This is a genomic window from Methylobacterium amylolyticum, from assembly GCF_030700245.1.
Lineage (GTDB): Bacteria > Pseudomonadota > Alphaproteobacteria > Rhizobiales > Beijerinckiaceae > Methylobacterium.
This window is the reverse complement of the sequence record NZ_JAUYZI010000091.1, coordinates 1-12,027: the sequence shown is the minus strand read 5'-3', so window position 1 is coordinate 12,027 and position 12,027 is coordinate 1. Positions and strand designations below refer to the sequence as shown.

The 12,027-nt window shown below is 68.4% G+C and carries 19 protein-coding genes; 11 read left to right on the top strand and 8 right to left on the bottom strand.

The window, feature by feature from the left end:
- On the bottom strand, positions 1-393 hold a 393-nt coding region (locus Q8W71_RS31340; RefSeq protein WP_305528398.1), incomplete at its 3' end, for an IS5 family transposase.
- 185 nt (positions 394-578) lie between these two features.
- Here Q8W71_RS31340 and Q8W71_RS31335 point away from each other — a divergent pair.
- The 9 genes from Q8W71_RS31335 to Q8W71_RS31295 all read left to right on the top strand — a co-directional run bounded on the left by Q8W71_RS31335 (position 579) and on the right by Q8W71_RS31295 (position 3,930).
- The gene (locus Q8W71_RS31335; RefSeq protein ID WP_305529273.1) at positions 579-836 is read left to right on the top strand and encodes a hypothetical protein; all 258 of its coding nucleotides are present in this window, start codon (positions 579-581) and stop codon (positions 834-836) included.
- Between the two features lie 12 nt (positions 837-848).
- A complete protein-coding gene (locus Q8W71_RS31330) occupies positions 849-1,217 on the top strand; it encodes a hypothetical protein (RefSeq protein ID WP_305529272.1) in 369 nt (122 codons plus the stop codon).
- A 7-nt stretch (positions 1,218-1,224) separates the two neighbouring features.
- A complete protein-coding gene (locus Q8W71_RS31325) occupies positions 1,225-2,247 on the top strand; it encodes a helix-turn-helix domain-containing protein (RefSeq protein ID WP_305529271.1) in 1,023 nt (340 codons plus the stop codon).
- Positions 2,244-2,531 carry a hypothetical protein gene (locus Q8W71_RS31320; RefSeq protein ID WP_305529270.1) on the top strand — a complete coding sequence of 96 codons (288 nt, stop codon included), beginning with the start codon at positions 2,244-2,246 and terminating at the stop codon, positions 2,529-2,531. The genes Q8W71_RS31325 and Q8W71_RS31320 overlap by 4 nt, the downstream gene beginning before the upstream one ends.
- Complete coding sequence (locus Q8W71_RS31315; RefSeq protein WP_305529269.1) at positions 2,528-2,776, top strand: hypothetical protein; 249 nt, start codon at positions 2,528-2,530, stop codon at positions 2,774-2,776. Before Q8W71_RS31320 ends, Q8W71_RS31315 begins: the two co-directional genes overlap by 4 nt.
- The gene (locus tag Q8W71_RS31310) at positions 2,776-2,970 is read left to right on the top strand and encodes a hypothetical protein (RefSeq protein ID WP_305529268.1); all 195 of its coding nucleotides are present in this window, start codon (positions 2,776-2,778) and stop codon (positions 2,968-2,970) included. The genes Q8W71_RS31315 and Q8W71_RS31310 overlap by 1 nt, the downstream gene beginning before the upstream one ends.
- 80 nt (positions 2,971-3,050) lie before the next feature.
- A complete protein-coding gene (locus Q8W71_RS31305; RefSeq protein ID WP_305529267.1) occupies positions 3,051-3,470 on the top strand; it encodes a DUF5681 domain-containing protein in 420 nt (139 codons plus the stop codon).
- The gene (locus tag Q8W71_RS31300) at positions 3,467-3,730 is read left to right on the top strand and encodes a hypothetical protein (RefSeq protein ID WP_305529266.1); all 264 of its coding nucleotides are present in this window, start codon (positions 3,467-3,469) and stop codon (positions 3,728-3,730) included. The genes Q8W71_RS31305 and Q8W71_RS31300 overlap by 4 nt, the downstream gene beginning before the upstream one ends.
- Positions 3,727-3,930, top strand: coding sequence for a hypothetical protein (locus tag Q8W71_RS31295; RefSeq protein ID WP_305529265.1), 204 nt, complete (start codon positions 3,727-3,729; stop codon positions 3,928-3,930). The genes Q8W71_RS31300 and Q8W71_RS31295 overlap by 4 nt, the downstream gene beginning before the upstream one ends.
- Here the strand turns inward: Q8W71_RS31295 and Q8W71_RS31290 are convergent.
- From Q8W71_RS31290 to Q8W71_RS31260, 7 genes are all read right to left on the bottom strand, one after another.
- Positions 3,927-4,646 (bottom strand): DUF4393 domain-containing protein, encoded by a 720-nt coding sequence (locus Q8W71_RS31290; protein ID WP_305529264.1) that lies wholly within the window; start codon positions 4,644-4,646, stop codon positions 3,927-3,929. The two genes, Q8W71_RS31295 and Q8W71_RS31290, sit on opposite strands and share 4 nt — an antisense overlap.
- Positions 4,643-5,635, bottom strand: a complete 993-nt coding sequence (locus Q8W71_RS31285) for a site-specific integrase (RefSeq protein ID WP_305529263.1) — start codon at positions 5,633-5,635, stop codon at positions 4,643-4,645. The genes Q8W71_RS31290 and Q8W71_RS31285 overlap by 4 nt, the downstream gene beginning before the upstream one ends.
- Entirely contained in the window at positions 5,622-5,933 is a 312-nt protein-coding gene (locus Q8W71_RS31280) for a hypothetical protein (RefSeq protein WP_305529262.1), read from the bottom strand. Before Q8W71_RS31280 ends, Q8W71_RS31285 begins: the two co-directional genes overlap by 14 nt.
- Before the next feature lie 495 nt (positions 5,934-6,428).
- Positions 6,429-6,671, bottom strand: a complete 243-nt coding sequence (locus Q8W71_RS31275) for a ribbon-helix-helix domain-containing protein (RefSeq protein WP_305529261.1) — start codon at positions 6,669-6,671, stop codon at positions 6,429-6,431.
- 83 nt (positions 6,672-6,754) lie between these two features.
- Positions 6,755-7,417: a ParA family partition ATPase gene (parA, locus tag Q8W71_RS31270; protein WP_305529260.1), complete on the bottom strand. Its 663-nt coding sequence runs from the start codon at positions 7,415-7,417 to the stop codon at positions 6,755-6,757.
- A 512-nt stretch (positions 7,418-7,929) separates the two neighbouring features.
- Positions 7,930-8,202, bottom strand: a complete 273-nt coding sequence (locus tag Q8W71_RS31265; RefSeq protein ID WP_305529259.1) for a hypothetical protein — start codon at positions 8,200-8,202, stop codon at positions 7,930-7,932.
- A 439-nt stretch (positions 8,203-8,641) separates the two neighbouring features.
- Positions 8,642-9,034, bottom strand: a complete 393-nt coding sequence (locus Q8W71_RS31260; RefSeq protein ID WP_305529258.1) for a hypothetical protein — start codon at positions 9,032-9,034, stop codon at positions 8,642-8,644.
- Positions 9,035-9,189: 155 nt separating this feature from the next.
- Between Q8W71_RS31260 and Q8W71_RS31255 the strand changes: the two genes are divergently transcribed.
- Both Q8W71_RS31255 and Q8W71_RS31250 read left to right on the top strand, forming a co-directional pair.
- On the top strand, positions 9,190-9,429 hold the full coding sequence (locus tag Q8W71_RS31255; RefSeq protein ID WP_305529047.1) for a hypothetical protein: 240 nt from the start codon (positions 9,190-9,192) through the stop codon (positions 9,427-9,429).
- Between the two features lie 499 nt (positions 9,430-9,928).
- Entirely contained in the window at positions 9,929-11,908 is a 1,980-nt protein-coding gene (locus tag Q8W71_RS31250; protein WP_305528530.1) for a PAS domain-containing protein, read from the top strand.
- Positions 11,909-12,027: the final 119 nt, after the last annotated feature.

The window sequence follows — 12,027 nt, the reverse complement described above, 5'->3', positions numbered from 1 at the left end:
AGCGGCCGAGCGCCTGATCGGGGGCCGGCTCGGACGCGGGCTGATCGCCAGACCCCCTTTTTTCGCGCCCGCCGCATGTTGGTGGGCGCGCACGATGGTGGAATCCACGATCAGGTACTCGAAATCGGGATCATCCGACAGCGCCGCGAAGATGCGCCACCACACGCCCTTCTGGCTCCAGCGGCTGAAGCGGCGGAACACGCTGTTCCACTCACCGAACGCAGCGGGCAGATCACGCCAGGGCGCGCCGGTGCGCACGATCCACAGCACGCCTTCGACGAACATCCGGTTGTCGCGCCCGGTCGAGCCGCGCTGATCGGGACGTCCGATGATCAGCGGTGCCATCCGCTCCCACTGCGCGTCGCTGAGAACCAAGCGATCCTGAACGCTCAAGGCTGTCCTCCAAAAGACAGCCTTGAATCACGCCTCCCGCTGAACGTGAACCCCAACAGTCCACACACCCTAGGGGTTTCCTATGACCATCACGCGGGAAGTTGCAGGACAGTTTTATGTATAGGGGTGAAACCAACCCCTAAAACCCCTCAAACCCCTATCCGGCCCGTGCCGGGCGGTCGCCCATGATCGCCGCCGCCGACAGGTTCGGCCCCTGGGCCGACGGTATCGACCGCACCGAGCGCGTCGCCCGGCTCCGCAGCCTGCGCGCCATCACCCGTCTGTCGCTCGGCCCCCGCGGTCACGCCTTCGCCGAGACCCTGCGCCGCGCCGAGACCGACCCCGGACAGCTTGAGCCGGCCCTGCGCCAGCTCGACGCCCTGGCCGCGCTCGACCGCAGGTCGGTGCTCTGCTCGTTCGCCGCCCTTCACCGTCCAGCCTGAGGAGCCCCGCGCATGCCCGACGCCGCCCCCTTCACCTTCCCGCACCCGTTCGGATCGTCGGCCAGCGCCCGCGAGGAGTTGGCCGCCCTCGACCGAGATGCCGCCGCTCTCCCGATCCGCGGTCCGATCGCCGGCCTTGTGTCCGAGATCTCCAGGGAGCTGACCTGTCTCGTCATCGCCGACCGCGCATCCCACGAGGCCGCACCGCTGCTGCGCCCCCATGGAGAGAGGGCGTTTCAGCTCACCGGGTCGGTGCGCGGTATGCGCGCGATCTGTCACCGGGCCGCTGGCCTCGATCCCCGCCACGCCGAGCGCCGGCGGGACATGATCGACAAGGCGTGGGACGGCATCGGCGACAGCCGCGGCGCTTGGGCAGCCTGAGGAGCCGATGACCGCCGGCCTCGAAACCTTCGCCAAGGTGCGCGCCCTGCACGACGCCACCACCCACCCGGGCGAGAGGGCGTCGGCCGCCGCCCGGATGAAGACCCTCGCCCGCAAGGCCGGGATGACGGTCGCGGAGGCGGTGTCCAAGCTGGACGCGCCGCCGGTGGAGGTCGCAGCCTTCCGCACGGTCAACATGGCCGACTTCTTCGACACCCCGTACTTCCGGGAGCAGAAGGCCCAGCGCGAGCGGGAGCGCTCCGCGCGCTGGCGCGAGGTGCTGGAGGAGTACGGCACCGAGGAAGCCGTGTTCGAGCCCGGCCCGATTGAGCGCGCACTGGACGAGGCGGCCGCCCGGTATGCCGCTCAGTTCGGCCCCGACCGTGGCTGGGACGCCTACCCGCTGAGCAAGGTGCCGGCCGCGATCGTGGCGACCGTCGAGGCGGCTTGGCCGATGCCGGCCACCGTCCGCGGCGCGTGGGAGGAGTTGGCGTTCTGGGACAAGCTGTGTAGCGACCGCGAGGCCCGCGGCTCCGCCTGCGGGGACCAATCGAACCCGGTGCAGATCCGGTGCCGCCTCCTGGAGCGGATGCTGGACGAGACCCCGGCCCTGTCGCTGAACGACCTCCGCGCCCGCGTGTCGTGGTTCGAGCACCTGGACCGCCGGGACGCGCGGGAGAATGGCGCCCGTCTCGCCACCCTCCGCGCCGACATCGAGCGCATGGGCCAGCGGATCCGAGAGCAGGATGCGCAGCCCGTCCAAGATGGACAGGGGCCGCATGGCGAAGGGGGTGGCGGATCACCATCCCCCTCTGTCCAATCTGGACACCTCAAAAGGGGGTCACGATCCGATACCCCCTTGGCCACCGAAGGGTACCCGCCCGATGGGTACCCCCAGCGCCGCACCAACGCCGACAAGCGCCGCGACGTGCTCGCCCTCCTCGACCAGGGCCTCACGGATCGCGAGATTGCCCGCCGGGCCGGCGTCTCCCCCACCACCGTCGGCACCATCCGGAGGACGCAGCCGTGACCCGCCCTGCCCTCGCCCCCGAGCCCGTCACCGCCGCCAGCGTGCTCGCCCTAGTGCAGGCCATCGAGCGGCACGGCCCTGACGCTCCGGCCGCCATCGCCTTCCGCTCGGCCCTGCGCCGGAAGGGCATCGAGGCGGATGCGGCCGGTGGGATCCAGGCGCTCGACACCCTCATGGACGAGATCGCCGAGGCAGATCCGGCGAAGGCCGACGCCCGAGCTGCCATCATCCGCAGCGCGTGGGGCGAGCTGCTGCCCGCTCCGGCCGGGAGAACGCGGCCGTGACGGATCCCGCCACCGAACTGACCCGCCTGTTCGAGTCCAAGGAGGCCGGCCACATCGTCGGGCCCTGTGCCGCCAGCGCCTACCGGCACGCGGTGCGGCGGCAGATCCGGTCCCTGAGCGAGGCGCAGGGCGGGGCCGTCGCCGCACCCATTTTGGACAGGCTGGTCAGCGACGGCGGCCGGCGATCCGATGGGCGCCGGGACGACATCGAACGCGCCGCGGTGCGCTCCGGACGGCTGCCTTGATGACCCCAGGCGAGCGCTCCGCCTTCGCCGCCGGCATCGAGGCCGCCCGCCAGATGGCGGTGGCCGCCGCCGTGACGCTGGAGATCCGCGAGGACGCTCGGGATGTCCGCCAGCAGGCCGCTGCCGCCGCGCTTCAGGGCCTCGCCGAGGGGCTACGGGTCTTGGTGGCGCCGCCTGAGGAGCCGCAGTCGTGAAACCTCATAGCCGGTGCTATCTATCATCCAACCTGTTTCTAGCCTGTTGTTTACAGGCGACCCCGACCGGACGATGACCCATGCCGCGCGAGGATACCCACTTCGAGCCAGGCCGCTCCGGCAACCCCGCCGGTCGCCCCAAGGGCTCTCGCAACCGCTCCACCCTCGCCCTGGAGGCGATCTTCGAGGGCGAGTCCGAGAAACTGTCCCGCCGCGCGATCGAGATGGCCCTGAACGGCGACGGCCCGGCGATGAAGCTGTGCCTGGACCGCCTCCTGGCCCCTCGACGCGACCGCAGCGTCACCTTCGACCTGCCACCGATCGACACCGCGGCCGACCTGCCGAAGGCCACCGAGGCGCTGCTGCGGGCCGTGGTGAACGGCGACATCACCCCTTCCGAGGCCGCCGACATCGGCAAGGCGGTCTCGGCCCACATCGAGGCGATCACCGCGGCCGACCTGCACCGGCGCCTCTCCGAGATCGAGGACGCCCGGCGATGAGGCTGCGCGAGCTGGAAACCCGCATCGTCAAGCTGGAGCGCGATCCCAGCTACAGCGCCCTCGCCCGCATGTCGGAGGAGGAGTTGGAGCATGAGGTCATCCGGCACATGAACCTGCTGGCGGCCGACTTCCCGACCTACGACACGATGATCGCCAGCTACGCGGCTTCGCCGGAGCCGTTCGAGCAGGAGGTCGCCAAGGACATGCGGACCTTCCTCGACGACTACCTCGCCCGCCACCGACCGCAGAGCGCGGCGTGACCAGCCCCGCCCGTCTCTCCGACGACGCCCTGGATCGGCAGATCGTGGCCGCCCTGCGCGACGTGGCCTCGGACTGGCCGTCCGTGGGCGCGATGGTCACGGCCCTATCCGCATCGCCCTCCCCGGCCGACCGCGCGCTGGCGGCGGAGGTCGAGGCGTTCCTGACGGGGTGGCAACCCAACCGCCCAGCAATCCCTTAGGCCGACATCTCCGGTCGAGAACATGCCTTCATGAGATGTGCCCCAACTGTTTGTAGGCTGATCGTCATAGTGCATACGAACCTTTCTGGATTGGTTTGATCGCTATGACTGTGAGAAGTGCAAAGATTTAAGCTATGAAGATGATTTAAGTATAGAGCGTATTTTGGAACGTTTTCTATAAAATCGTCAATCCCACCTAGGTCTTTCGCTATCATTTCATTTGGTTTGCCGTCTGTGCTCGGAATTTCGTACCATTCGATTACAAGATCAGATCCGTGCACTCTATTCAAAATAAGTGCTTCACCAGGCGAAAGAGACTTAATTATTTGAATAAAAGCCGGATGCGCCTCGTCCGCGCGATCCTTGTCCATGGATCTGGCAAGAAGCGCCTCGAACATTTCTGTAATAGGCGTGTCGTCTATGTGGTAGCGAATGCCTTCGAGGATTGGTCCCAATATCTCTGGGGCAGGGAGCATCAAATTTTCGGGTGGAACTTGTGATTTAGCTCTTTCGATACGCGCTCGGAATTTATCCTGCTGGACTGCTAGCCACTGGACAGGAAAGCCAACGAGGCGAACGCATTTCACAATGTCTTCAAGGGTGGCGCCGAGCTGCCGGACAGCCGGTGATCCGGCGTCTTCGTAGACCTGCTTGACCGGCACCTGCTTGCCGATCTCTGTCGCCATCGCGACCGCCATATCGTGTTCGGTGGTCATAGGAACCCGCTCCCCGAGTGCCCCTTGAAGGCGTTCGCCCGCCGGATGTACCCGACGACCGTCCGCGGATCCCGGTGCCCCGACTGATCCATGATCCGGGCGAGGTCGGCGCCCCGCTCGGCTGCCGACGTGATGTAACCCGCCCGCAGGCTATGTGCCCCGAACGTCGCCGCATCGAGACCGGCAACCGTGCAGTACCGCTTCACGATGTCCGCGACCGCCTGCGTCGTCAGCCGGGGCGGCTCGCCGGTCCCCGGATCGGGGGAGCGGACGTTCCCCGACCGCGACACCGGCCGGAACACCGGGCCCGAGACGATGCCGGCCGCGTCCAGCCACTCGCGCACCAGCGCCACCGGTCGGATGAACCGCCCATGCGGTATCGCCTTCTCCAGGCCCCTGCCCTCTTGGTCGACCTTCGACCGGCGGACCATGACGCGCAGCCCCTCAGGGTCCTCGCGCAGGTCCTCGACATCGAGCGCGACGAGTTCGGACCGGCGGAACGCCCCGGCGAAGCCCAGCGCCAGTAGCGCCCGATCCCGCTTGCCGGTCAGGGTGTCCGGCGTCCGCATCAGCAGCGCGGCCAGCACGTCGGCGGTCGCGGCGGCCTTCTGTGTCGGGGCCACGCCCACCTTGCGCCGGGCGCCCCTCATCGCGGCCCGCACGCCCTCGTCGTCCGTTGGGTCGGGCTGGCCGGCGAGCTTGTGAGCATAGCGGATCGCGGCGAGCCGACGCCCGAGCGTCGAGGCCGCCCGGCCCTCCTCCGCCTCCGCGACGAGGAAGCCAGCCACCGCCTGCGGGCTGGCCGGCAGCGGCCGGAACCCGTACCGGACGCACCATGCCTCGAACACGCGCGCGTCCGCCGTGTAGGCCCGCACGGTCGCATCGGCCTTGCTGGCGCGCTGATAGCTGCGCACGAGCGCTGCGGCCTCGGCGGGCAAAGTTTGCACATGGTGCAAGGTTTCGGCCGGCAGGGTGTCAGGCTTCGGCATCGCACCCTCGCCCGGCGCCCAGCGCCTCCGCGACCGTCGCACCGATCGCCGCGTCCGCCCAGTCGTGCGGCAGCCCGAGGTAGTGGCCCGGCCGACGGACCATGCCGCACCAGAACCGGCCGGCCTCGAATTCCAGCGCCGGGCACGGGCCCTCGGCACCGGCGCCGATGTACTCCCGCGCGATCCCGCAGGGCTCGGCCGCGCAGCAGAACCCGCAGCCGTTGCACGCCGCGCCGACCGGCGGCTTGGGCGGCAGCCGGGCACCGCCCGTTCCGTCTATCAGATGGATCGCTGCCATAGGCGCCGCCTACCAGCCAAACTTTCGAGAAGAACACTTATCACAAGTTACGCTAGGTGCAGGACTGCCGCAAGGCCGGCGAGCCGGATTGTGGGCCTGCCCACAGGCAGTCAGACAGGCAGGGCGACATGACGTCCAGCGGTCATCTCCTGGGGCACCCCGTGGCGACGATCTCCGTCTGACACGCCCACTGATGAGCAGCCGCCCAACCCTGCGCGATGGCGCCGATGCCTCCGAGGATCGTGAAAATGCCGACGACGATGGCAAATAGCCGCTCGCCCCGGCTCAGATCGAGGCGGCGCCGAACCTCGACTGGCCGGCCATCCCAGTACAGTAGCCCTTCCCCGTCCACTCCCATCAGATCAAAGGCTGCCCATGAAATCGGGCGAACTCCGGCTGGCCAGCCCTCGGGGGCATCACTGGTCGATTGTCCCTTCGCCAGCCTCAGCTCATCCTTGGGGCTTGAGGCGTCCTCGGTAGCTCGCTGCCCTGCCATCACGCGATCCTCGACAGGCCGCGCTTCTCGAACACGGCGTTGAGCCCTTCCGCGAGAAGGTCTTGGATCTGGGCGTCCTCGCCGGCCGCGATCACCTTGAGCTGCCGGAACGCCTCGGGCGAGACGTAGGCCGTCACCACCCGCTTGCCCTCGCGGGTCGAAGCCTTCGGGTACTTCGTGGCGGGGCCGGGGGCGGCCGTGCGCGGCGCCTCGCGGGCCGGGATCACAGGATCTGAGGGCACCAGCGGTTCCGGCTGGCGTGGCGTCTCCGCCGCAGGCTCCGGAGCGGGCGCCGCCTTCGGGCTGAACAGGCTCGGCCGCTTCGTCACGCTTGCCCCCTCGACGTCTTGCCGACCTGCCCGCCTGCCGGCAGGCCCACTTGCTCGCGTGCCCACGCGAACAGGGCGGCCACTTCCTCGGCCGCCTTGCCGTCGGGCTCATATTCGGAGGCGGTGCGCCCGTCGATCACGGCGTAGCTGTAGGCGACCCGCTGATGGATCACCTGCGGGGCGACCTTCGCGCCCTGTTCCTCAAGCCCACGGCGTGCCTCCTCGACGATCGCGCTCCGGGTCGGCGCCGAGGACAGCACCACCCACGAGGGGCGCTTGGCGATGGTCGCGAGATCGCGCGTCGCCTCGATCGCCTCCAGATCGAAGGCTGCCGGCCGGCACGGGATCAGGATCAGGTCGGCGGCCCGCGCCGCGGCCAGCGACGCCCGGTCCGCGTTCGGGGCCGTGTCGATCACAAGGAGATCGGCGCCGTTCGCGCGCGCCGCCTCGACGAGCTGCGGCAGCCGCTCGGCATGGTCGCCGATCACCTCCGGCTCGGGCGCCTGGCGCTTGTCTCCCCACTTCCGGGCCGTGGCCTGAGGGTCGAGATCGACGAGCGCCGTTCGCAGGCCCGCCAGCGTGCCGGCGACCGCGAGGTGGACGGCGACCGTCGATTTCCCGACGCCACCCTTCTGGCTGATGACGGCGATTGTCCGCACGCCCGCTCTCCTGCCTGTCCTCGATCCTGCCTGCCGCCCTGCGGGCCTGCCCACAGGCCCACGAGACGAATCGTCTGCCTGACTTCAACACGGCATGCCGGCCGCTGTCTGTGGCCTCACCAACGCAGCCAGCACTCCGCGTGACGCCCACTTGCCTGCCTGCCCACAAGCAGGCTTGCCGTCGATCAGCCTAGACCGCATGTGGTCCTGACCCGCCGCGACACCGCCGGGGATGCGCGCGAGCCGGGCGAGCTGCGATGATGCGGCCGCCCGGCTACCGCGCGACCTACATCGCTGACCCAGGCACATAGGGACGGGGCCGGGGGATGGGTCTTGTCGCTCTCGCGCCGGAGGCCGCTCGCGTATTCCCGCCGCGGTGACTTGCCGACCAGCGCATCAGGGGCCGAGCAGTACCTCGATCGCGATGATCGCCACCAAGGCCAGATCGCCCGCGAGGAGGGCGACTAGCACGTAGGAAGCGAGTTTCAGGCAGTTGCCCTGCGCTGAACCGATCAGCAGCGGTTCCCGCCTGAGGTTTGGCCGTACTGCTGCACCGGGAAGTTCTGCTGGCGCGCGTTACCCTCGGCCGCCGAACTCATCGGGCAAGTCGCCGGGTTGCGCAGGAAGCCGCCTGCGCGGGGATCGATCGCGCCCGTCACCTCGCTGTCCGTGGCGAAGCCGGTCCAAGTGGTGGACCTCGGCGCGGCTACGGCGGGCGACAGCGCGGCCGCGGTGAAGGCGAAGGCAAAGGCGGCGGCCAGCGTGGTGATGCGGGTCGTCGTCATGGCGGTTCTCGATCTCCCCGGGGGCGGGACCGGCCTATCCGGCCCCGTCGCATCCCGTTGATCCTGAGATGGGGAGCATCACGCTACCGTGACGTGCCGACGAGCACGCACCGTCGGGGATTAAATCCGCCGCGTATGGCGACCGGGCCCGTGGTGCAGAAGTACACACGTACTCGCCTCGGGAAAGAAGCTTTTAGGGCTCGCGCAGGTCGACTTGTCTCTCCACGACTGCCCCTATTTCCGAATAAAAAATCGGGTCCTTTTACAGGGTGCCCACCATGGCGTTGGCTGCGTTGCGTGCCCGTGACCAGATCGGCGAGCCCCTACGGCACCAACCCCGACAGCCCGACCACCGCCAGCGCCGTCACCAGCAACGTGAAGCCGACCATCAGGGCGGTCGTGCCGAGATCCGGCAGGCGCGGCAGGCGCAGCAGGCTCCTCACGGCGCCTTGGCCTTCGCTGCGAACTCCCAGATCGGCGGGCCGGTCTCCTGCCCCGGCTTGTCTCGGTGGGCGGTCTGGTTGCTGAGCTGCACCCCAGCCGCGTCCACGCCGGTCGCCTTCCGGCCGTTGATCATCATCGCCCCGCAGCCATCGACGCGCAGGGTGCCGTGCTGGGGGTGAACGCCGAAGAGCTGTGACGCCGTCCATCCGAGCCGATGCGCCTCCGCGCCGTATCGGTCGCAGAAGTCGATGGCTGCCTCACGCAGGGCGGCCCACTTGGCCGGCGTCAGGTAGCGGCACGGCGGCTTGTCGGCCGGGATGCCCTCGATCGCGTGGCGCCAGACATCGACAGCGCTGGGGAGGAGGGTCGGAGCGGAGCAGGCGGCCATGCGCCGGACTACGGCAGCCCGCGGCGCAGGGCCATGCGGCCTGACGCACCCTCGCGCTGCGCCATAAGTCGCACTGAGTCCGGGGATCTGAACGAAGTCCGATGCGTCATCGGCCGGGCGGTCGCCCGCCGCATTCGCTATCCCAACAGGACCTCATGCACCCCTTCCGTTGGCTTGGCCGTCTCTTGTCGGGCGTCGGGCACATCGCCACCCGCGCCGTGATCGGATCGGTAGCTCTGTTCAGCGTCGTCCTCGATCTCCTGCTGGGCATCGTGGCCCGGCTCTACGATCGGTTCGATGCTGAATGGGCCCGCATGGCACGAGAAGCGGACGAGCGGCGCACGCGGGACGGTCGGGGTGTGATCGATCCGATCACGTTGGACCGCAATCGATAATTTTTCGCGGTCGGTTCAGCCCCGACCGATCTGCTCACGGGCTGGCGGGGGACATGCCGCTTTCGCGGCGGGGACCAAGTACGCAACACGGCCCGGGGTCAGGATAAGCGCTGGCGGTTGATCCATGATCAACGACAGCAGGCGGCAGGCTCTCATAGAGTGATGCGACCGGGGCAAGGCACCGCGGGCGCGCGGCACAGCGGCACTGGGCGATCCGAGGTCAGAAAAGGAGCTTTCTGGGTCCGCACAGATCGGCCCGTTCCCCTGCGGCCGACCTGAAGAGCGGTTTGACCGCACGGAATGAGGCGGTGGGAGAACGTTCGGTTCCACAACCCCCGGTAGACACGGTCCTCGTCTACTCAAGATCTAGTCTGACGTAAGACGTATTTTCATCGTAGCAACACGTATACGTTACCTGAAACGTCAATTGACCACTGATTAACAAAAGTCACGTACCAGCAGCGGACGATGTTAGCCGACGCATCGTGATGGACGCCTCATGCCACTCTTTGATGCCGACCTGCGTGCGCTGATGACGGCGATCGACCGATCTCGGGCCCGGGTCGAGTTCACCCCTGATGGTACGGTGCTGACCGCCAACCCTCTCTTCCTCGACCTGATGGGCTATACGCTCGCCGAGCTGAAGGGCGAGCACCATCGCCGGTTCGTCCGAGCGGATGAGCGCGACGGCCCCGCCTATCGGGCGTTCTGGGACGCCTTGCGCCGCGGCGAGGGGCAGACGCGCACGTTCCGGCGCTTGGCCAAGGACGGCCGGGAGGTGTGGATCCAGGCGACCTACAATCCCGTGCTCGGGCGTGGCGGGCGGGTGACCCGGGTCGTCAAGTTGGCCACCGACGTCACCGAGAAGACCGTCCAGGCCCTGGACCTCGATGGCCAGATCGCGGCACTTCACCGCTCGCAGGCGGTCATCGCCTTCGCCCCGGACGGCACGATCCTCGACGCCAACGCCAACTTCCTCGCCGCGGTCGGTTACACCCTCGACGAGATCAGGGGCCAGCACCACCGGCTGTTCGTCGACAGGGCCGAGCAAGCCGGGGAGGCTTACCAGAGCTTCTGGGCGGCGCTGGGCCGCGGAGAATACCAGTCGGCTGAGTTCCGACGCTTCGCGAAGGGTGGGCGCGAGATCTGGATCCAGGCGACCTACAATCCGATCACCGACGCCGACGGGCGTGTGGTCAAGGTGGTGAAATTCGCAGTCGACGTGACCGCGCAAAAGCTACAGACCGCCGACGCAGCCGGGCAGTTGACGGCCGTCAACCGCTCCCAGGCGGTGATCGAGTTTGCCCCCGATGGCACGGTCCTCGACGCCAACCCGAACTTCCTACAGGCGGTCGGCTATACGATTGAAGAGGTGAGGGGTCGGCCGCACGCCATGTTCGTCGAGCCCGGCTACGCGCGGACGCCGGAGTACGTGGCCTTCTGGGACCGTCTGCGCGGCGGCGATTTCGCTTCAGGCATGTTTCAGCGCTTTGGTAAGGACGGCCGCTCGGTATGGATCCAGGCGAGCTACAACCCAATCTTCGATCCCAGCGGTCGGCTGACCAAGATCGTCAAGTACGCCACCGATGTCACCGCGAACATGGAGGCGCGCGCGGTCGCGGTGGCGGCAGCCGAGCGGACGCTCGACAGCGTCCAAGTGGTCACCGACGCGGCGGAAACCATGAATGCTGCGGCCCAGGAGATCTCGCGCAGCATGACCGAGTCCAAGGCTAGCGTGGATGAGATCCACGGACGCGCCGGCGAGGCGGATGCCGCTACCGAGCGATTGCGCGCCGCGGCGGGCGCGATGAGCGGTGTCGTCGCGACGATCTCGTCGATCGCCCAGCAGATCAACCTGCTGGCGCTGAATGCTACTATTGAGGCGGCCCGGGCCGGGGCTGCCGGGCGCGGCTTCGCGGTCGTGGCGGCCGAGGTGAAGGATCTGGCCGGTCAGGCTGCTGCGGCTACGGGGCGGATCAACGGTGAGATCGTCGGCATGCAGACCGTGTCGGACGAGGTGGCTGGTACCCTAGCCTCAATCACCGCGGCGATTGGCGCGATCAGTGGGCATGTCGATGGGGTGAGCGCCTCGACCGACGAGCAGGCGCGGGCGACGGGGGAAATCCTGGTCAGCATGCGGCAGGCGGCCAGCGGTGTGTCGCGCATCAGCACCAGCCTGGATGATTGGACGGTGGGGATGGAGGAGCGGCGTACCGACAAGCGGACTCGCGTCCTGCTACCTGCCGAGATCCACCTGCCGGGTGGTGGGCGCGTCGCTTGTTCGGTCCGTGACCTGTCGGACGGGGGCGCGCGGCTGCATGTGCTCGGGCACGCTCAGATCCCAGAACGGTTCGTGATGACGATCGACGACGAAAGGCGACGTGTCACGTGTGAGATCCGCCACAGGGCCGGCGCGAGCTTGAATGTGCAGTTCGTGCAGCCCGTCGAGGGCAAGATCGCTCGTGCGGTCGGCCACTGAAGCCCGACGATGCGGGGATGTCTTCGCTTTCGAGTCCTGCGGTTCGGCCCCGCCCGATCTGCTCACGGGCGGGGGAACCCCGGATCTCACCAGCGCCGGGCCGATACGCAACGTGGCCC

Coding starts and splice junctions, on each gene's coding strand:
- Q8W71_RS31250 (WP_305528530.1), top strand. CDS start 9,929: ATGCCACTCTTTGATGCCGACCTGCGTGCGCTGATGACGGCGATCGAC.
- Q8W71_RS31300 (WP_305529266.1), top strand. CDS start 3,467: ATGAGGCTGCGCGAGCTGGAAACCCGCATCGTCAAGCTGGAGCGCGAT.
- Q8W71_RS31255 (WP_305529047.1), top strand. CDS start 9,190: ATGCACCCCTTCCGTTGGCTTGGCCGTCTCTTGTCGGGCGTCGGGCAC.
- Q8W71_RS31330 (WP_305529272.1), top strand. CDS start 849: ATGCCCGACGCCGCCCCCTTCACCTTCCCGCACCCGTTCGGATCGTCG.
- Q8W71_RS31310 (WP_305529268.1), top strand. CDS start 2,776: ATGACCCCAGGCGAGCGCTCCGCCTTCGCCGCCGGCATCGAGGCCGCC.
- Q8W71_RS31265 (WP_305529259.1), bottom strand. CDS start 8,202: ATGACGACGACCCGCATCACCACGCTGGCCGCCGCCTTTGCCTTCGCC.
- Q8W71_RS31260 (WP_305529258.1), bottom strand. CDS start 9,034: ATGGCCGCCTGCTCCGCTCCGACCCTCCTCCCCAGCGCTGTCGATGTC.
- Q8W71_RS31325 (WP_305529271.1), top strand. CDS start 1,225: ATGACCGCCGGCCTCGAAACCTTCGCCAAGGTGCGCGCCCTGCACGAC.
- Q8W71_RS31290 (WP_305529264.1), bottom strand. CDS start 4,646: ATGACCACCGAACACGATATGGCGGTCGCGATGGCGACAGAGATCGGC.
- Q8W71_RS31305 (WP_305529267.1), top strand. CDS start 3,051: ATGCCGCGCGAGGATACCCACTTCGAGCCAGGCCGCTCCGGCAACCCC.
- Q8W71_RS31285 (WP_305529263.1), bottom strand. CDS start 5,635: ATGCCGAAGCCTGACACCCTGCCGGCCGAAACCTTGCACCATGTGCAA.
- Q8W71_RS31335 (WP_305529273.1), top strand. CDS start 579: ATGATCGCCGCCGCCGACAGGTTCGGCCCCTGGGCCGACGGTATCGAC.
- Q8W71_RS31280 (WP_305529262.1), bottom strand. CDS start 5,933: ATGGCAGCGATCCATCTGATAGACGGAACGGGCGGTGCCCGGCTGCCG.